Raw genomic sequence first — 18185 nt, 5'->3', positions numbered from 1 at the left:
CAGCGGTGCAAAGCAGAGAACCGGGCTACGAACCCGGTTTTCTGTTGGAGACCTCGAACACATCGCGTTCGATGACCCGGGCCGGGTCAGCGGGCGCTTGCCGGCCATGCAGATAGCCGCGCAAGTGCCGCGTAAGCGCCAGCAGAAAATCGCGGTATGCGTTCTGGTCGCCATCGAGTCCGGCGACGAAGAGCACTCTCAGTGCGGTTTTCCGCTTCGTGCAAGATGGTTCCCGTATTGGCGAGACGGCCGGACGGCGATTCATACACGGCGCCTGGCGTACGCGTACGGGGCGCAGACGCGTCGTGTGTCACATCGGGCGCTTCAGAAAGACGAAGCCGTGATGCGCCGCAATAGCGCTCACGAGGATCGAAAACGCGCCGTCGCGGTCCATCTGTTTCACTGCGCAAGCGTGTTGAAAGCCGTGCCAATCCGCATGACGAACTCCTTGCATGTGTTGTCAGCTAGTTCGTCTTTGCGCGTCGATTGGTTACACGACGGGAAACAGAAAAAGAAAACCCGTCTGTAACCGAACGCGGACTCGCGACGAATTCACCCGTATCCGACGCTTCATCACGGTGATCGACATGCAAACGACACTCACGCCGACGCGCGAAACTGCGCAACGCATTCCGCCCATCCATCCGATTTGGCTGCGCATCACGCATTGGCTCAACGCGTTTGCCGCGCTGATCATGATGCTTTCGGGCTGGCGCATCTACGACGCTTCGCTGGTGTTTCCAGGCATCGTCATTCCGACGTCGATCACGCTCGGCGGATGGCTGGGCGGGGCATTGCAATGGCATTTCGCCGCGATGTGGCTGCTGGTCTTCAACGGCATGTGTATCTCGCGCTCAATCTCGCGAGCGGCCGCTTTCTTGCAAAGTTCTTTTCGCTCTCGCCGCGCGCCGTCCTGCACGATCTGATCGCGGCGCTCACCGGCAAGCTTTCGCACGCGGACCCTCGTCAATACAACGCTGTGCAGAAGCTCGCTTATCTCTTCGTCGTGATCGATCTAATCGTGCTCGTCCTGTCCGGTCTCGCGATCTGGAAGTCGGTGCAGTTTCCGTTGCTGCGCGAAATGATGGGCGGTTATGACCGTGCGCGCGTCGTGCATTTCTGCGCGATGGCCTTGATAGCTGCGTTCGTGGTCGCGCATGTCGCGATGATCGCGCTCGTGCCGCGTTCGCTGCTCACCATGCTGCGCGGCCGCTGATCCGGAGACTCGCGATGAACACGAACGACAGAAAGATCATGAAGCTCGACCGCGCCTCGATACTCACGGCCGCGCGCCGCGAACTCGGCATGCCTTCGCGGCGTCTCTTCGGCAAGCGCATGCTGACGCTCGGCGGCCTGTCGCTGTTGACCGGCTGCTCGATCACCGATGAAGACTCGGTCAACAAATTCCTGACCGCCGTCTCGCGCCTGAACGATCGCGCGCAGGCGCTGCTGTTCGACCCGAAGCGTCTCGCGCCCACTTATACCGAAGCGCAGCTCACGCGACCGTTTCCGTTCAACGCGTATTACGGCATCGACGACGTGCCTCATGTCGATGGCGGCGACTATCGGCTGAAGGTGAGCGGCGTCTTCACGGGCCAGCGTGTGTGGACGTTGCCTGAGCTGTATGCGCTGCCTCACGCGGAGCAGATCACGCGGAGCAGATCACGCGGCACATCTGCGTCGAAGGCTGGAGCGCGATAGGGCGATGGGGCGGCACGCCGTTCTCCGAGTTTCTGCGTCGCGTGGGGGCGGACACGACCGCGACATACGTCGGCTTTCGCTGCGCGGATGACTACTACGAAAGCATCGACATGCCGACCGCGCTGCATCCGCAGACCTTGCTTACGTTCGAATACGACGGTGAGCGTCTGCCTGCGAAATACGGTTATCCGATGAAGCTGCGCATGCCGACCAAGCTCGGCTACAAGAACCCGAAGCACATCCTCGAGATGTTCGTCACCAATACGTATCCGGGCGGCTACTGGGTCGACCAGGGCTACAACTGGTTCGGCGGTTCCTGATCGCCGCACCGCATTTTGCTTTTCAACCCCACGAAGGAGATGCACCATGAAGCGACTGATGACCGCAGTGTTTGCAACCATGATGGCGCTCGGCGCTTCGTCCGCGTTCGCGCAGGCGAGCGGCGCGATGTCCAACGACGCCATGTCTCACGATGCCATGAGCAAGAACAGCATGTCTCACGACTCGATGAGCAAGGACGCGATGTCGCACGACTCGATGAAGAAGAGCGACAACATGAAGAAGAACAACTCGATGGGCATGGACCATCCTGCTTCGGGCGCGATGTCGCAGTAAAGACGAAGGCCGGGTGCGCGCCCGGCCTTGCTTACCGGCGTTAATCGTTGAGGAATTCCTTGATCGCCGCCGCGATCTGCGCCGCATGCGTTTCGAGCGCGAAGTGGCCCGTATCGAAGAAGCGTACGTCCGCATTCTGGATGTCGCGCTTGAATGCTTCCGCGCCCGGCGGCAGGAAGAACGGATCGTTCTTGCCCCACACCGCGAGAAACTTTGGCTGATGCTCGCGGAAGTACGCCTGAAACGCCGGATAAAGCGCGACGTTGCTGCGATAGTCGCCGAACAGATCGAGCTGCACTTCGTGCGCGCCGGGACGGTTCAGATAGTAGTCGTCGAGCGAGTAACCATCGGGCGAAACCGCCGACGCATCGGGCACGCCGTGCGTGTATTGCCACTTCGTCGTGTCCTTCGTGAGCATCGCGCGCAACGCATCGCGATTCGTCTGCGTCGGCGTCTGCCAGTACGCGCGGATCGGACTCCAGCCTTCGCTCAGTCCTTCCTCATAGGCATTGCCGTTCTGCGAAACGATCGCAGCGATGCGTTCCGGATGCTTCAGCGCGAGGCGGAAACCGGTCGGCGCACCGTAATCGAAGACGTAGACCGCATAGCGATCGAAGCCGACCCGTTCCGTAAAGCGGTCGATCACGCCGGCGATGTTATCGAACGTGTATGCGAAGCTGTCGCGGCTCGGCATGTCGGAGAGGCCGAAGCCGGGAAGATCGGGCGCGACGATATGAAAGCGGTCGGCCAGGAGCGGAATCAGGTCGCGAAACATGTGGCTGGAACTGGGAAAGCCGTGCAGCAAGAGCAGCTTCGGCGCGTCTGCCTGACCGGCTTCGCGATAGAACACGTTGAAACCGTCGACGTCGATATGGCGATGAGCAATGGTGGACATGGTTGTTTCTCCGCGAGTGAGGGCGTTCGTTCGTGTAACCGTTAAACGTCTTAGATGAAGGTTACTGATCAACTAAGTAACTTGTCAAGCGCGTTGTTAGCGGTTACGATGAAGTCATCGCAGAAACACCGCTGGATCGAAGAAATGGAATACCGCTCACTTCCCGCACTCTTCGTGGCTGACGCGCCCGGCCTCGACTTTCTCAACTCGGTTGCCACGCCGGTCGATGAACCCGTCGACTGGCTCGCCGACGGCGAAGGCCTTTTGTCATGGCTCGAACAGGCGAGCCTCGTGCCCGCGGACGTGCTTGCGCACATGCGTTCGCAAATCGCACCCGCCGAACTCGACGAGGTCGCGGCGAAGGCGCGCGGCTTGCGCGAATGGTTCAGATCGTTCGTGCAAAAGAACAAGGGGCGGCCGCTTGCGGCTAAAGACCTGCGCGAACTGGAAGCGCTGAACAGCGTGCTGAAGCGCGATGAACAACACGGCATGATCGTCGCGGATGCGAGCGCTCCGAGCGGGCTTGCATTCACGATACAGCGCCGCTATCCGACGGCAGAGTCGCTGCTGATGCCTATCGTCGAGGCGCTCGCGAAACTCGTCTGCGAAGAGGATTTCACCTACGTCAAAGCGTGCGAAGGTCCGACATGCACGCTGCTATTCGCCGATCACACGCGCGGTCACGCTCGCCGCTGGTGCAGCATGGCCAGCTGCGGGAATCGCGCGAAAGTCGCCGCGCATCGCGCGCGGCTCAGGGAAGGAAAGGGCGGTTGAGTTTTCATGGCGTGATGCGACATCGAAGGTCCGGCTCCCGCTCGAGGTTGCCGGACGCCCGGATCAGATCGCGCACTCAATATTCGCCGCAGATCTGGAAGTCTGGTGTTGCGTGCGCCCGCCGCCACGGTTCATTGGATCGGCGGCACCACGCCGAGCTTTTCGGCCAGCATTCTCTCGTAGACACCGAAGTGCAGATCGACCTCTTCCTGCGTGACCACCGTCACGGAAATATTGATCTGCGTGGGCTGCAGGCCGAGGACCGTCGCGATCGCCACCTCCAGTTGCGGCGCACATAATCGGTCGTCGGCGAACGTGGTGCCGACAGCAATCTCTTAAGTGGATTCCTGCTGGAATACGACTTCAACGAGCCGCGCACCCGCGCTCATGTTGCTGTCGATCGCCAGCCGGATGACCTCGACCGCGGTACGCATCGTCTCGGTCGGAAAACCCTTTGTTGAGCGCAACCGGATTCGGTGCCGGCCCAGGGTCAGCCAATCGTATTCGAATTCCATGGTGTCCTCGCATGGTCCGTCGGGAGCGTCGTGAAGATAGGGTGCGGGCATCCCAATTTCAAGAGCAGAAAGTCGCAAAAATCCCCTTGAAATTTCCGCTCGGGATCCTATCTTGAATTCCGCTCAGGCAGTCGCGCCAGCAGTCCGGCGCGCTGCGTGTTTCGATTTGTTTGCCCGCAGCATGGCAGACGAACTGGAGCGCGTAGGCCGGTTCGTCTTCCTGCTGGTTTCAAGGAGAAAATGACCATGAGCGGTCTCTACTTCGGGACCGACCTTTTCAGCGAGTTCGACCGTCTGCAACAGCAGATGGCGAGCCTCTTCGGCGGTTTTCCCTCCAGCATCCGTTCCGGGCGCTCAGGCGCCTTCCCGCAGGTCAACATCGGTTCGACCGACGACTCGATCGAGATCGTCGCGTTCGCGCCGGGTGTCGACCCGGCCAGCCTCGATGTATCGATCGACAAGGGGCTGCTGACCATCAGCGGCGAGCGCGGGAGCGCACAGCCGGAAGACGGCGACGACACGCGTACCTATGCGCAGGAGCGGTTCATCGGCGCTTTCCGGCGCGTCATCGAATGCCGCAGCACGCGGACCCGGACAAGGTCACGGCGCAGTACACCAATGGCTGCCTGACCGTGAGCATCGGCAAGCGGGAGACGTCGAAGCCGCGCGCCATCACCGTTCAATGAAACGCGTCGCAGAACGTAGGAGGACATCATGAACGACACGACAAAACTTGCCAGGAACGACGACACGACGGTGGCTCGGCGCGGCGACGAGCAGTCGCCACGCCGGATCAAGCTGGCGCCGCCCGTGGACGTCTTCGAGAATAGCCAGGGCGTCACCCTGTGGGCGGATCTGCCCGGCGTGACGAAGGACCGGCTCGATGTGAAGGTCCACGACGGCAACCTATACATCGAGGCCGAGGCGGTGGTGCCCACGCCGGCAGGACTGCGCCTGCAGCACGCGGAGATTCGCCAGCCTCATTTCGCGCGGGCGTTTTCGCTGGGGGCTGACTTCGACGCATCGAAAATCGATGCTAACCTGAAGGACGGCGTGCTGAAGCTGACGATACCGCGCCGCGACGAAGCCCGGCCGCGCCGAATCGAAGTGCGTACGAACTGAGGCCGGCGGGCGGGCAGCAACGACAGGAGAAAGTGGGTGGCGGCCGTCTGCCGCCACCCTCCGACTGCGCAGACCCGGATGCGCACCGTCATCAAGGAGTCTCGCGCGGACATCCAGCGCGATTGCCGGCCATCGGCCAGGGCAGGCACTCAAGGAGCGCCGTGGTGGCGGGCGGATATCGGGCGAGCCGGGCCGTTAGCGCAGTTGGTAGACCAGCGGACTTTTAATCCGTTGGTCACTGGTTCGAATCCAGTACGGCCCATATCGGCATTGCGCGTCGGAGCTTTCCCGCGGGCGGGGCACATTCTTTGCGCCACATCGGGCATTGCAAGGAGATCCCAGCATGACCCAGAAATCCGCCGATCCGCAGGACAACCCCAAATCGCACCCGCCTCGAACGCAGAAAAAGACCCCGCCGACTGGACCACAGGCGATGAGCCGATGACCGGCGCGCAGGCGTCTTACCTCAAAACGCTCTGCGAAGAAGCCAAGGAACCTTTCGACGAAACCCTGACGAAAGCCGACGCGTCCCGCCGCATCGACGAACTTCAGCAAAAGACGGGGCGCGGTAAATCAGGCTGACGGCACGCGTCCGAATCCGGCACGCGTGCCTAAATTTTCCGATTCTGCCGCCGTAAACGAGTCATGTCAGATCGTCTTCGGCTGGAAGAAGGCTCAACGAGCGCATGCGTGTCGACCTCATCACCCTTTACCTGTTAGCGATAGGAACGCTCCTCGCCAGCAGCGCGCTGACGCTCTGGGAGCGCCGGTCGTATCCGCGGCGCAGGCGCGAACTCGGCGTGCTCGCGGCCGGTTACGCCGCGCTCGCGCTCGGCTGCGCGGCCGCGTCGATGCGGCACGGCGTGCCCGGCCTTCCCGGCGTCGTGGGCGCCGCGGTGTCGAATCTCATCATCGTCGGCGGATATCTGCTGAATCTGCAAGGCGTCGCGCTGCTGAACGGACGCCGCTACGGCCGGTTCGCCCTCGGCATCCTGTCGGTGCTCGCACTCGCCTGGGCCATCGCGGGCAAGCGCGGCGAAGCGGTCATGTGGGCGTACATCAGCGCCATTCCCATTGCCGTGGTGTGCGGCCTGACTGCGCGCGAACTCCTCGGCACGCGCGATTCGAAATGGAAGCAGTCGCGCAACATCGCCGTGGCCGTCACGGGCGGTCACGCGCTCTTCTACGCATTCAGGGCCGCGATTCTGCCGTGGCTGGCGGCATCGTTCGGACCGCAGTTGCTGGCGATCGCCGGTCAGGCGACGATGTACGAAGGCGTGCTCTATTCCGTCGTTCTGCCGATGACGCTCCTGCGACTCGCGCGCGACGAAGCCCACGCCGATCTGCGACGCGAATCGCAGACCGATTACCTCACCGGTCTCGGCAACCGCCGATGGTTCTTCGAAGAAGGCGCACGCGCCATCCGCGAAAGCGACGCCTTTCCGCCGGCGTCGTGTCTCGCGCTCGACCTCGACCGCTTCAAGGCGATCAATGACCGCTTCGGCCACGAAGCCGGCGATGACGTGCTGAAGTCGTTCGCGAAGATTCTGCGCAGCGTGCTTGGACGCGATGTGATCCTGGCGCGCATCGGCGGCGAAGAGTTTGCCGCGCTGTTGCCGGGGCACGAAAGCGCCCGCGCGAAAGACCTGGCCGAAGCCGTCGTTCGCCGCTTCGGACAGACCGTCACGCGCACGGCGGGCGGCGTGGAGATCGAGGCGACGGTGAGTATCGGCATGGCGCGCATCGGCACCGATGAAGACACGCTGGAAAAAGTGCTCGCTGCCGCGGATCGCGCGCTCTACAGCGCAAAATCGCGCGGCGGCAACCGGCTTGAAATCGCGCGAGCCGCGACGGCCCGCGCGAATCTCGACGATGCGCCGGACCGCCGTCTGACGGCACTCTGAGCGTTCATTCGCCTGGGTGCGTGTCGGCTTCGATCATCATGTCGAGAAGCCCGTTGCAACACCCGTACGATCACCGACTGCTCAACAGCTTGTCGAACTCACGATCGAGCCCGGCCAACGATGAATCGATCTTCTTGCGCTTCTCGGTCACCCATGTGTCCTGCTGCGCGATCTTCGCTCTTGCCGCAGTCAGCATGCGTTCCATCTCGGCCGGTTGAGGCCCGCCGATGGTACGCCGGTTATCGACGATAGCCGCGGGATTCAGCGTCGAGCGAAATTCCTCTTCGCTCATCGGCAGCACGCCGTTGCCGTAGCCTTTGGTCGTCTCGGTAGATGCGCTGCGCCTGATCGTAGGGGAAATCGCTGGGCTTGATATCGTTCGCTCTCGCGTATTCCACAACCTCCGACGCGAAGTGGTGGCCCATTCGGAAAGGCAGCTTGTATTTGCGCATCAGCACGTCGGCGACTTCCTGCGATGCGGTCCAGTCGCTGTTCAGTTCCTCTAGCGCCCGGCCCTGATCGATCACCAAAGCCTTGAGAATGTCGTCCCATTTGCGCAGGACGGTGACAGCGCTGTTCACCATTTCCTTGTTGTCCCTGACTTCCTTCGCGTCCGGCCTGCCGGGCGGCAGATTGTGCGCGCGAATGACCGGTCCCATCGCGAGTGTGATGGCAGTCGATGCATCCGCGCGTGTCGAATTCAGCAGGCCCGGATTGCGCTTCTGAGGCATCGCGCTGGAAACGTAGGTGTTGTTGCCGCCTTCCTGAAGCAGAATCCACGGACGCGGCTGCGCATATTGCGTCATGACGTCCTCGATGAAACTGCCCGCATGAAGCGCGATGCTCGTCACGATCGAGCCGACTTCCACCGGATGATCGACCGCGGCGATCTGATGCGCGTCGTAGGCGTTGTCGACGATGTCGGCGAAGCCAAGATATTGCGCCATGCGAACGCGGTTCAGCGGCCAGCTCGTGCCGTTCAGTACCGTGGTTCCCATCGGGCACAGATCAATGCATGCGTACGCAACGCTCGGTGACCTGGTCGCATTCTGCAACCGGCGAGGGCCCAGCTGGTGGCGCTCGATTCCGCGCATCGGGCGAGGTCGGGCGCGGGCGATCGTCAGCTGGCTGCGTAAGCAGCAGGCGAAGCTGCAACTGACGGTCGACATCGATGTCGACTCGACAGAGCACGATGGCGTGCCGTTGGTCGCGGACGAGCTCGTCGAGGTGGTGCCGAATTTTGCAGCGGAGCGCAGTGAGGGCAGGCAACCCGGCCGACTCACCCTGGCGCCGCTGGAACGGCTTGCAGTGCCGCACTCCCTCTCCGGCGCGAAGGGCGAAAATCGCTCGACCGCGTTCTGCTACATTCAGGCCAATACGACCTCGATGCGGTGCGCGCGTATTTGAATCGCTTCGTGACCAGCCGAAGACGCTGCGCGCCTACACCAAGGAGCTCGAACGTTTTCTGTTGTGGGCGGTGGTGCTGCGAGGGCAAGGCGCTCAGTGATCTGCGCGTCGATGACTGCGAGGCGTACAAAGATTTCCTGAAAAGTCCGGACCCGCGCTTTGTCGGTGAGCGCTTCGCGCGGCACTCGCCGCGGTGGCGACCTTTCGCTTTATGCAACTCCGCGCCGGGCGCCGATGAGAAGGGATCGCTGTCCGCCGGTTCTCAGCGCTATGCCGTTCGGGCACTTCGTACGGCTTTCACCTGGTGGGTCGATGTACGGTATCTGGCCGCCAACCCGTGGAAAGCGGTCAACGATCCGGTCGAACTAGGGCCTTGTCCAAGATCATGACGATTTGGCCGTTGAAGATCCGAGACACAAGCCGGAGATACAACTAGGCGCACACTGTACATAAACACAGCATTCTACCAGCTCATCAAGGCCAAGCCCTCACTGTTGCAATCGCCACGACGCCGCCGTCGTTGACATCCTTCAGCGCGAAGTAGAATTTGTTGCGAGCCTCGCGTAGTACCCAGCCACCTCCTCAAGGACGCGCTGTTTTTCGGCCTGCACGTAAATGGTCGTGGTCTGCAGCGACGCGTGGCCCAGCACCTTTTGCACGACGTCCACTGGTACCTCCTCGGCAACCGACTGCGTGCCGAAGGTGTGCCGGAACGCGTGCGCGTTTGCCTGCCCGAGCCGCATCCGTTCGTCGAGGCTCAACGCCTCCATCGTCTCGACGAGTTCGTTCAGCATCCGGCCGATCAGCCGGTTCAGCCCGTCGGCCGTATAGCCCGCCTCGCTCACACGAAGCACAGGACCGCCTTGCCCGGCTCGATGGCGCCGCCGTGAGGCGTCGGTCCATGGAACGATGACCGGTGCAAGCAGCGGTCCGCTCTGATTGTCTTCTTAGGTTGCGCCGTCGAAATCTTTAGCCCGATCGATCCAGTGCGCGCGCAAGGCGCCAAGGGTCGACGCACTTACTGGCACCGTCCGCTCGCGCTGCCCCTTGCCGACCACAGTCAACTCCCAAACCGGGACATTCAGCGTCCCGTAATTCGACGGCCGCAGATTTTCTCGGCACGCGGACGCGGCCTCTTCACGCCGCAGCCCCGAGTCGCCCATCAGCAAGATCGCTGCACGTGCGGCGCGCCACTGCACGCCGCTCCGAGCGTCGCGCCACTGCCTCGCGTCGTCCGCCGCCGAGCGCGCGTCCAGTTCGTGACGCAACTTTCGCCACAACTCGGCGGGCAAGGCACGCTCGATCTTCATCGGCCTCGCGCGCTTGACCACCCGGTGCGCCCGAGCCAACTTGCCAAATCGCGTTGATTGCTGGCTAAAAATGAAGAAAAACACCTTTCGTTTTATCGATTTGTTCGCGGGCCTGGGCGGGTTTCACCTCGCGCTTTCCCGTTTGGGTGGCACCTGTGTCTTCGCGGCGGAATGGAAAGATCATCTTTGCGATCTATATGAGACGAACTTTGGCACTCGCCCCGCGGGAGATATCACTAGGGTCGATCTAAAGTCCGTTCCTGAGCACGATGTGTTGACCGCCGGGTTCCTTTTTCCACAGGACGGGAACCACGCCGTCACCTTGGGCCATAACCCCAGGTGCTACGTACGGGACAACAGTCAGCACACTGGGCGACTGATAATCAAGCACTTCATTATTGAACTTCAGCACAAGTCGGCCATCGCGAATGAAAACGCGCTAGATGCTCGCCAGATGATCCTTTATCTTGCCGATCGTACGCCCTTGCGGAACGTGATGAAGGACCCGCAATGACACGACCGTGTAGTGTTGGGAGGGATCTTCCGCTCGGACCTCTGGGCTCAAGCTCTCAATCTTGTTCTCGACGATGGTCCTTGACATCGAACCGGATGGTCCGCTCCCCCGGCTCTCCGAGGGCCTTAGTTCGAACGCTCCACGTCTCGGCAAACCAACACGCTGCGCTTTTCATCCCCATGCCGAATTCAGACAGCCCATTGCGATCGGAGGGAACCTGCGCAGGCTTAAACGCACGAGCGAACTCGTGGGCCGGAATCCCGGCTGCGTTGTCAGTGATAGTGATTAGGCCGGGAAGCGTCGCGTCAAACCGAATATGAATTTGGAGTTGATACTGAGGGCCATCGCTTTGCCTGAGAATCGCTTCGTTGGCGATATAACTCTGGACTGCGTTGTCGATGAATTCGGCGATCGCGAAACCGAGCAGATCGAGTTCTACGGGAGGACGCTGTCGACGCACCTCGGACTGTTCGCAAGACCGCCGGAGGACGCGGCATGCAATAGGTCACGTGGGACCAGTCATCAACGAGCACCAGGTGTTGAACAAGATGTACTAGCACGTGCCTCGACGGAAGGCCCTATAACTTGGGGTGCTGAGCATCGAGCTTAGCAGAACCCTATTACAACTGTACGCTCGGGCAAACGCGGAGCCACCCGACGTCAAGTTCGCGTGCCAATCGCATAAGAGATCCTCGAATACATTGTGAGTCTGCCCTCTCGTCGTTCTGGGATGGAAGGCTATCGTCGAGTGGACTGCCGTGCTCGACGACGGGGCATTGTGTGCAGTTCTCGCGCTAGCCAGAAGAGGTTATAGACGAACATTGAACGGTTAACTTAGCCGAGGTCTTTCTCGAGTTTTCCAAAGAGTAGTACGTTTCATTTGGGCTTGCGCGGAAGCCGTGCGCCCAGACTGCCGAGGCGCGGGGCTGGCCTGCTCAGCCGATCGCGCTCCTCGTCGGTGAGGAGCGTTTCGGCTTGCGCGGCGATCGTGTCCGCGCGCGCGGAACCGATGTGCGCGTCGAACGCTTCGGTAGACGCGCGGCGCATCGAGAGCAAGGCAAACGGTGTCGACACGCCGAGTGCCTTCAGCTTTCCACGTTCTTCATCGGACAAGGCCATGTCATCGAGAGAGGCGGCCATTTCATTTCAGGCGCCGATCGAATACGCTTCGACGCAATATGCGTTGATGTAACTATACGGGATGGTCCCATAGCCGGTCACGCCGACCACCGACTGCGTCGCCCAATATCCGTTCCAACTGTTGCGAAGAATGAAATGGCCGCCGCCGCTCGCCGTGTCGCCAGGCGCGTCCTCGTAACCGACGAAGCACATCGCATGACCTTCGTTGGTTTTCTCGCCGGGGATCGGATTGGTGATCGCGCCGGTTCTCTGGACTTCCGCATTCTGGTTGTACCAAGAATCGTAGACCGGGATGGTGAACGCGACACATCGCCCCGCCGCGAGCTCGGCTTTAATGTCGGGTAACGATGTGGGTGGCAGTTGCCGATAGCTCGGAATCCTAAAATCCGCGGCCTGGTTTCTTGCTCCCGCAGCGGGCGGATCCTGGCTCTCGTTGCCGGCGATAATGTCGGGATTGTACTTCCAAACCTCCTCAGGGCAGCAGCCGTCCGCGGCGAGGCATTTCATTGCGACCGAAATCCAGGTGCCCGGAGTCGTCGGATCGTTGTCGTTCTGTTTGCAATCCCAGTAGAGGAACTGTCTCGACAGATCGACCGATACCTGGCGCTGAGTCAGAAAGTAGTGCTCAGCGGCGGCGGTCGCCGCATGCGCGACGCACGTTCCCCGTTGCCCCTGGTTTCGGATCGCCCGCATCTGATCGATCATGCTCACCTTCGGCGGCAGCGCGGCGGCGAGGCCGGGCGCGCGCATCATCGCGAAGGGCGGCGGTTTGATGCCGTGAAGTCGCGCGCCCAAGGGAAGCACTCTCGGCGGCTGGAATCCCGCGGGCTTCGGCGCGGGCGGCGCAACCTGCGACATAAGCGTAGCGAGACTCTGACTTGTGATGCCGAGATATGCCGCCAGTGCCTGCGGCGCCGCACGAAAAACGCCTTCCAACTGATCGAGATCTTCATACCCCAGGCTCGTCAGCTGTCCGACATGCGGTGCGAGTTCGGAAAGCTGATCGATCTTCTTGATGTTTGGCATGGCCGTTCTCCCTTTTTATCGGCGAGTCGTGCGCGAATGAACTTCGTTCGAATCGACTTGCCGATTCGCGAAGGCATGATGGTCGGATCGATTGGAATGTAGACGACGCGACGATGGGGCGGCCGGAAATGTTGCGAGAAATGTGGCTCATCACACTAAGGAATTCTTATTTTTATGGACGGGAGCGGCGAGCGCCGGGAAGCGCGCTGGCGGCGGCTGTGCGCGCCTGTGCCCCGCCTGGCCGTATACGCTGGCGGCGACGAGCTTTCACGATGCATCTCGTCGTGCTTGATCGGCATCGAAGCATCGTCTAAAACATAGATACGCCTTTCATTTCTGTTTCGACATCGCGAGATGCGACGCGCCTTGGCGCAGTTGCGTGCTTGTTCGTCCCGGGAGACGCTCATGAAGGAAGGTCATATCATTCCGCGCGCGTCCAGGCCGCAACGCCGGGGTGGCATCGCCTACGAAACAGCCGGCGCCATACCGGCCGCCGCAACGGTTGAGGTTGAAGCTGATCGAGCCGACAGCGGGCCTGAGCGCAGCCAAGAGTGCAGGCGAGGTCGCGTGGGGCGTCAAGACGGTGGGCGCTGATCAATCGCCTTACACCGGAGAGGGCATCGTGGTCGCAGTGCTTGATACGGGCATCGACGCCGGGCATCCGGCATTCAAGGGCGTGTCCATCCAGGAAAGAAACTTCACCACCGAGGCTGCGGGCGATGAGCACGGCCATGGCACACATTGCGCGGGCACTATCTCCGGACAGGACCTCGACGGCATGCGGATCGGCATCGCACGCGGCGTCAAGGGAGCGCTCATCGGCAAGGCGCTGGGAGCGGGAGGTGGCTCCAGCGAAAAGATCGTGAGCGCCGTGCAGTGGGAGGTCGAAATTGGCGCGCAAATCATCTCGGTGTCGCTCGGCATCGACCTTCTCGGCTATCACGCCCGGTTCGTCAAGCAGGGTTTGCCGCACGTGGCCGCGACCTCGCGCGCGCACGAAGCCTATCGTCAGAACGTTCTGTTGTTCGAGCGGCTCGCATTGCTTTACAGCATGAAACCGCAGGCGGCGTTGTTCGTCGCGGCCGCGGGACACGAAAGTGATCGGGATCATACACCGCCGTACGAGATTGCCGCGTCACCGCCCGCCGTCTCCGATGGCTTTCTTTCGGGCGGAGCGCTGGGGCAGGTCGACGACAAGCTGAAGATCGCGTCGTTTTCGAATTCAGGACCGGTGCTCTGCGTACCCGGCGTGGAGATCGTGTCGGCGGCGCGGGGCAGCGAGCTAGTGGCGATGAGCGGTACCAGCATGGCGACGCTTCACGTGGCGGGCGTCGCGGCGCTATGGGCGCAGAAGCCGATCAGCCAGAAGAAGTTCTCTGTGGAAACGTTGCGCGCACAACTGACCGCGCAGGCATCGACGGATAACTTCGAGGAAGGCTTCGACACATCCAATGTGGGTAGCGGGCTCGTCACGGCCCCGAAGTGATCAGCCGCGCGGGCGATCGCAATGCGCCGCCTCTTTGCCCGAAGGTCCCTGGTCATGAGCGATGCACCGAAACCAGCAGGCACGATGACGGACGTCGGCGGCGCGAAGCGCCTGCTAAAGCTGATTGGCGCAAGGCGTCGATGCGCCGCGCAGGGCAAGGCAGTAGAAACAGCCGCGCTGCTTTTCGATTCGCCGTTGCCTTCCCCGGACGACGTGCTTCACGACTTCGACACCGCGCTCAACAAGATGGAGCCCTATCGCGACCGTCCCATCGAGGATGCCCGAGAGCATCGCGATGCGAGAAGCGTGGTGCATGTCCTGATCGAAAGCGCCATCGACAAGCTGAAGGGGACGCAGCCGACGGTGACCCGTAGTGAACTGAGCGCACTCGAAGCCGTAGTTCGCGCAGACGGCTCTCGGCCGAGCGTGCTACTGCTGCGCAATAATCTGCCTGACCTCAAACATCCGTGTGCGCTGGCCTGGGAGGAGCGGTTGATATCCGCGTCTTCGCGCCTGGAGGCCGCGTCGAAGGCGACGGGGCGCATACAACCGGTCGGAGGATCGTCCGAGCATTACTTCGGATCGGGGTATTTGTGCAGCGGTGCGGGCGATGTCGTCACCAATCGGCATGTCGCAATCGCAGCCTTGACGTCGGAAGAGATTACGGTCGACGAGCAGCCTCAATGGAGAGACGGTATTTCCCGCTATGTCGTGCTGGGTGGCTGGAGATCGAGTTCGAGGGAAGGTTCGATATTGATCGCAGCCAGCGCCGGCGGGTACGGGAGATCATCATGCCGGCCACGGAAGGCGATGCGTTCTCGTACATAGATATCGCCATCATGAAGGTCGACCCAGAAAAGATTATGCCGGTGGAGGTTGCGGGCAATTCGGACTTCGAGAAAGTCGCCACGCTGCAGTCGGTGTGCATCGTGGGGTTTCCGGGGCCGCCGTACGAGCGCACTGGCATCGTCGACGGCGTGGATTGGGAATGGGTCGACCAGCATCTCTTTGGTCAGGCTTATGGATTCAAGCGTGTGGCGCCGGGCGTGGTGCATCGTTCATCGGGCACGATTGGGGGAGATGAGATCGGCTGGGTGTTCGGCCACGACGCGACGACGCTCGGCGGGAACTCAGGCTCCGGCGTGTTCGCGTGGCACGACGGCGGCGGAGCGTTCGGCCTGCACTTTGCAGGGAACAGCCTCGACACGAACTGCGCACACGGCTTCTCATCACCGCTCGCCCGCACGCTGCTGCGCGCGCTCGGCATTTTGTGCGAAGGCAGGGCGGGGCCGCGCGGGAACGAAGTGGACGAAGCATGAACGACGCCAGTCAGACCGATTTCGCCAAGCTCGCACCTGTTTTGCAAACGGCCACCATATACAGCGTCGCGATCAAAGACCTTTCGACGTTTGCCGGGACATTCGACGAGCACGTGGTCCGGCGTCTTAAGGATGCCGGAAAGAATGCGCCACCACCGTTCGAGGCGATACGCGCGAGCTACGGTGATGACGGCGCCGCCCTGATGCTTGCGATCCAGTTGACGATACAGGAACAACTGCAGATCGAACTCGCGAATGCCCTCGCGCTGGCGCCGGGTAGTCTCGAACCGTCGCGGCGGCTCGGACTGTCGAGCGGGGCTGCCCGGAGCATCGCCGAGGGCGTGTTGAGCGAAGGCGCGAGCCTGGAAGACGTACTGCATCTGGTGCGTATCGTGCGCGTCGCGCGAGCCGTGTGTCTTGTGAAAAAGGGCGTTGAATCAATTGGTACGGGTTTTCTGGCCGCACGAAACCTCATTCTGACAGCTGCGCATGTGCTGCTGGACCACCGCCTGATGGACAAGAACGGTCCCTTGGACGGCTTCGCGGATCTGCACTTCGTGTTTCACAATGAATTGGAGAGCGTGAGTGGAACCTGGCCTTACCAAGTGCGGCCCGCGAAGCACTGGCGGGTTTCGTGGAGTCCTGCCTGCATCTCTGATCCCAACGGTCACAACCTATCGCCGCGCTCGGCCGAACGTCTCGACTACGTCCTGATCCGCATCGCGGATGCGGTGCCAGAGCATATTGCCCCGATCGACATTCGCAAGGACCGGCACTTACCCGACGCTATGGAGGAAGGCAAGCTCGATCACGGACGACGGTATTTCATCATCGGCCATCCAGGTGGAAGCGACTGTAAATTTTCCGTCGCGAATCTCACGGGCATCAATCTTAAGGCTGCGCGGCTGCTGCACTCGCTGACGACGGTCGCGGGCATGTCTGGTTCACCGCTCATCGACAAGCGCGCGACGCCGCTCGGCCTGCACGAAGGCAAGATCATGGACGGGCAGGGCCATACGAAGCACAACCGCGCGACAATGATCCACTCCATCCTCGCGCACATCGAGGCGTCGCCGGATGAACCGTTCGGCGAAAAACCGCGGGTCAGCACTCACTTCGACACATTCTCGATCCGCGGTGACTGGGTGCGCTATGGCGCGCGACTCGCCGCCATCAAGGGCGTAACCGCAGAATGGACGGACATGCTGTCCGTCGCCGGCATGACGGACGCGGGCGCCGGGGTGATCTTCCCCGACAATTTCTACTATCCCGTCTTCCCCGCGCCGGATCTCGACCGGTGGCTGGCCGCCGATGCGGCCAGCCTGACCTCGACGCTCGACGAAAATATCAGCGCGCAGTTGCGAGTGATGGCGGTGGTGGGCGGCCACGGCACGGGCAAGTCGTTTGCGCTCCAGGTCGCGCGCGCGCGATGTGCGCCGGAGCAGCTTTGCGTCATTCCTTCATCGGTCGCAACTCAGCTTCCGCTTAAGGAGATGGCACAGCAGGTTGCTCCGGAATTGCCTTTCGATGAGCGGAGGCGTCCGTCGGACGGCATTGTCCGCAGCGTATACGTTGAGCCCATCCTCGACCATTTCGACGAAATGGCGGCTGGCGAGAGCATCAGGCAGTTCACCATCGCCGTCGAGTTCGGCGACGGCGCTTACTGGCGAGAAGTACAGCCGTTCTGGGTGCAGTTTGCCATCCTGTGCTCGCAACGCAGCCAACTGAGGTTGCTCATCTGTGACCCGCCAGAAGCGTTCTGCAACGAAATGCTTTTGCAGGAAGTGGTCGAGCTAAGCGAGCCGAAAACGCTCATGTTCCGCCATCTCCTGCCGCACGTGCAGGCACTAAGTGCGCTTCACGGCTTGGATCCCAGAGCCGCTGCCGAGCGGGCACAGGAGCTTTGGGTTGAGGCCAACCGGCTCGGCGTGCGCTTCGTTGAATTCGCCCGGATCGACGCCGCGCGCATCGTGTTTCAGGTCGTCCACGAATTGGCACGGAGCAAAGAGACATGAGCTTTGAATCGGCTGATTTCGAGGACAACGGGCTGCTGGTCCGCTTGCGCCGCGCGATGGCATTGCGCGGCTGGTTCAAGCCGCACGATCTGCTGGCTGCCGATCTTCCGACCGAGCGAGCGCTCGACGTCGTCGGCCGATTGTATGCTGACTGCGAAGTGGGGCGCGGCCCGCGGGATGGAATGTGGCGCATGCTCGACGCGCCGAGACGGAAAGTGTTGTCGGACTGGGAACACGGCGATGCCGGTGAAGCCGTGCAGGAGGCGCTCGAGCATGACGCACGGGGCGATCCGGTCACGCTCGCGATTGGCCGCGCGCTCGGCGCGATAGGAATGGAGTCCGCGTCCGCGAGTGCGCGCGAGATCAAGGACTTCATCGGCCAGCAGTTGGCTCGGCGGAGCTGAGCCCGCCGCCGCGGCGACCAGCGCAGATGCCGGTTCCA

Annotated in this window: 20 protein-coding genes, 1 tRNA gene and 4 pseudogenes; 16 read left to right on the top strand and 9 right to left on the bottom strand. The window is 61.8% G+C overall.

The annotated features are described in order from the left end of the window. Positions 1 to 25: 25 nt before the first annotated feature. The gene (locus QCE48_RS31965; protein WP_404983378.1) at positions 26 to 196 is read right to left on the bottom strand and encodes a hypothetical protein; all 171 of its coding nucleotides are present in this window, start codon (positions 194 to 196) and stop codon (positions 26 to 28) included. 391 nt (positions 197 to 587) lie between these two features. Between QCE48_RS31965 and QCE48_RS19995 the strand changes: the two are divergent. The 3 genes and pseudogenes from QCE48_RS19995 (at position 588) to QCE48_RS19985 (ending at position 2316) form a co-directional block, all read left to right on the top strand. Next, positions 588 to 1216: pseudogene (locus tag QCE48_RS19995) on the top strand (cytochrome b/b6 domain-containing protein). A 14-nt stretch (positions 1217 to 1230) separates the two neighbouring features. After that, positions 1231 to 2021 (top strand): annotated as a pseudogene (locus QCE48_RS19990) (molybdopterin-dependent oxidoreductase). A gap of 46 nt (positions 2022 to 2067) precedes the next feature. Beyond that, the gene (locus QCE48_RS19985; protein WP_309788421.1) at positions 2068 to 2316 is read left to right on the top strand and encodes a pentapeptide MXKDX repeat protein; all 249 of its coding nucleotides are present in this window, start codon (positions 2068 to 2070) and stop codon (positions 2314 to 2316) included. A gap of 40 nt (positions 2317 to 2356) precedes the next feature. Here QCE48_RS19985 and QCE48_RS19980 read toward each other — a convergent pair whose 3' ends face one another. Next, entirely contained in the window at positions 2357 to 3211 is an 855-nt protein-coding gene (locus QCE48_RS19980) for an alpha/beta hydrolase (protein WP_309788422.1), read from the bottom strand. A gap of 144 nt (positions 3212 to 3355) precedes the next feature. On the opposite strand from QCE48_RS19980, the gene QCE48_RS19975 reads away from it, so the two are divergent. Beyond that, positions 3356 to 3985: an ABATE domain-containing protein gene (locus QCE48_RS19975; RefSeq protein WP_309788423.1), complete on the top strand. Its 630-nt coding sequence runs from the start codon at positions 3356 to 3358 to the stop codon at positions 3983 to 3985. Between the two features lie 131 nt (positions 3986 to 4116). On the opposite strand, the pseudogene QCE48_RS19970 reads toward QCE48_RS19975, so the two are convergent. Then, a pseudogene (locus QCE48_RS19970) lies at positions 4117 to 4500 on the bottom strand (hypothetical protein). Between the two features lie 449 nt (positions 4501 to 4949). Between QCE48_RS19970 and QCE48_RS31960 the strand changes: the two are divergent. The 5 genes from QCE48_RS31960 (at position 4950) to QCE48_RS19945 (ending at position 7526) form a co-directional block, all read left to right on the top strand. Beyond that, entirely contained in the window at positions 4950 to 5186 is a 237-nt protein-coding gene (locus tag QCE48_RS31960) for an Hsp20/alpha crystallin family protein (protein ID WP_404983506.1), read from the top strand. Between the two features lie 28 nt (positions 5187 to 5214). After that, positions 5215 to 5622, top strand: a complete 408-nt coding sequence (locus tag QCE48_RS19960; protein WP_309788425.1) for an Hsp20/alpha crystallin family protein — start codon at positions 5215 to 5217, stop codon at positions 5620 to 5622. 189 nt (positions 5623 to 5811) lie between these two features. Further along, positions 5812 to 5884, top strand: a tRNA-Lys gene (locus tag QCE48_RS19955). Positions 5885 to 6063: 179 nt separating this feature from the next. After that, the gene (locus tag QCE48_RS19950; protein WP_309788426.1) at positions 6064 to 6204 is read left to right on the top strand and encodes a DUF3072 domain-containing protein; all 141 of its coding nucleotides are present in this window, start codon (positions 6064 to 6066) and stop codon (positions 6202 to 6204) included. Positions 6205 to 6308: 104 nt separating this feature from the next. Continuing rightward, entirely contained in the window at positions 6309 to 7526 is a 1218-nt protein-coding gene (locus QCE48_RS19945) for a GGDEF domain-containing protein (protein ID WP_309788427.1), read from the top strand. A gap of 70 nt (positions 7527 to 7596) precedes the next feature. On the opposite strand, the pseudogene QCE48_RS19940 reads toward QCE48_RS19945, so the two are convergent. After that, positions 7597 to 8551 (bottom strand): annotated as a pseudogene (locus QCE48_RS19940) (argininosuccinate lyase); the annotation flags it as partial. Between QCE48_RS19940 and QCE48_RS19935 the strand changes: the two are divergent. Beyond that, complete coding sequence (locus tag QCE48_RS19935) at positions 8445 to 8933, top strand: phage integrase family protein (RefSeq protein ID WP_309794287.1); 489 nt, start codon at positions 8445 to 8447, stop codon at positions 8931 to 8933. The pseudogene QCE48_RS19940 and the gene QCE48_RS19935 overlap by 107 nt on opposite strands. Before the next feature lie 530 nt (positions 8934 to 9463). Here QCE48_RS19935 and QCE48_RS19930 read toward each other — a convergent pair. Together QCE48_RS19930 and QCE48_RS19925 are read right to left on the bottom strand one after the other, a co-directional pair. Next, complete coding sequence (locus QCE48_RS19930) at positions 9464 to 9787, bottom strand: site-specific integrase (RefSeq protein WP_309788429.1); 324 nt, start codon at positions 9785 to 9787, stop codon at positions 9464 to 9466. 93 nt (positions 9788 to 9880) lie between these two features. After that, on the bottom strand, positions 9881 to 10243 hold the full coding sequence (locus QCE48_RS19925; protein WP_309788430.1) for a hypothetical protein: 363 nt from the start codon (positions 10241 to 10243) through the stop codon (positions 9881 to 9883). Positions 10244 to 10313: 70 nt separating this feature from the next. On the opposite strand from QCE48_RS19925, the gene QCE48_RS19920 reads away from it, so the two are divergent. Then, positions 10314 to 10757: a DNA cytosine methyltransferase gene (locus tag QCE48_RS19920; RefSeq protein ID WP_309788431.1), complete on the top strand. Its 444-nt coding sequence runs from the start codon at positions 10314 to 10316 to the stop codon at positions 10755 to 10757. 55 nt (positions 10758 to 10812) lie between these two features. Here the strand turns inward: QCE48_RS19920 and QCE48_RS19915 are convergent, their stop codons facing one another. The 3 genes from QCE48_RS19915 to QCE48_RS19905 all read right to left on the bottom strand — a co-directional run bounded on the left by QCE48_RS19915 (position 10813) and on the right by QCE48_RS19905 (position 12923). Continuing rightward, entirely contained in the window at positions 10813 to 11217 is a 405-nt protein-coding gene (locus QCE48_RS19915) for an ATP-binding protein (protein ID WP_309788432.1), read from the bottom strand. A 416-nt stretch (positions 11218 to 11633) separates the two neighbouring features. Then, on the bottom strand, positions 11634 to 11897 hold the full coding sequence (locus tag QCE48_RS19910) for a hypothetical protein (RefSeq protein ID WP_309788433.1): 264 nt from the start codon (positions 11895 to 11897) through the stop codon (positions 11634 to 11636). 6 nt (positions 11898 to 11903) lie between these two features. Beyond that, positions 11904 to 12923 (bottom strand): C1 family peptidase, encoded by a 1020-nt coding sequence (locus QCE48_RS19905; protein ID WP_309788434.1) that lies wholly within the window; start codon positions 12921 to 12923, stop codon positions 11904 to 11906. Positions 12924 to 13431: 508 nt separating this feature from the next. On the opposite strand from QCE48_RS19905, the gene QCE48_RS19900 reads away from it, so the two are divergent. The 5 genes from QCE48_RS19900 to QCE48_RS19880 are packed head-to-tail and all read left to right on the top strand — an operon-like array spanning position 13432 to position 18147. Beyond that, a complete protein-coding gene (locus tag QCE48_RS19900) occupies positions 13432 to 14409 on the top strand; it encodes a S8 family serine peptidase (RefSeq protein ID WP_309788435.1) in 978 nt (325 codons plus the stop codon). 54 nt (positions 14410 to 14463) lie between these two features. Then, positions 14464 to 15237: a hypothetical protein gene (locus QCE48_RS19895; RefSeq protein ID WP_309788436.1), complete on the top strand. Its 774-nt coding sequence runs from the start codon at positions 14464 to 14466 to the stop codon at positions 15235 to 15237. Beyond that, a complete protein-coding gene (locus tag QCE48_RS19890; protein WP_309788438.1) occupies positions 15201 to 15728 on the top strand; it encodes a trypsin-like peptidase domain-containing protein in 528 nt (175 codons plus the stop codon). Before QCE48_RS19895 ends, QCE48_RS19890 begins: the two co-directional genes overlap by 37 nt. Continuing rightward, positions 15725 to 17743 (top strand): serine protease, encoded by a 2019-nt coding sequence (locus QCE48_RS19885; RefSeq protein ID WP_309788439.1) that lies wholly within the window; start codon positions 15725 to 15727, stop codon positions 17741 to 17743. The genes QCE48_RS19890 and QCE48_RS19885 overlap by 4 nt, the downstream gene beginning before the upstream one ends. After that, positions 17740 to 18147 (top strand): hypothetical protein, encoded by a 408-nt coding sequence (locus QCE48_RS19880; RefSeq protein WP_309788441.1) that lies wholly within the window; start codon positions 17740 to 17742, stop codon positions 18145 to 18147. The genes QCE48_RS19885 and QCE48_RS19880 overlap by 4 nt, the downstream gene beginning before the upstream one ends. The last annotated feature ends 38 nt before the right edge of the window (positions 18148 to 18185 follow it).

Origin of the sequence: Caballeronia sp. LZ024 (assembly GCF_031451455.1) — a bacterium.
In the GTDB taxonomy this organism is placed as follows: Bacteria; Pseudomonadota; Gammaproteobacteria; order Burkholderiales; family Burkholderiaceae; genus Caballeronia; species Caballeronia telluris.
Note: the sequence above shows the minus strand (reverse complement) of the source record. Positions and strands in the feature narration are given on the sequence as shown.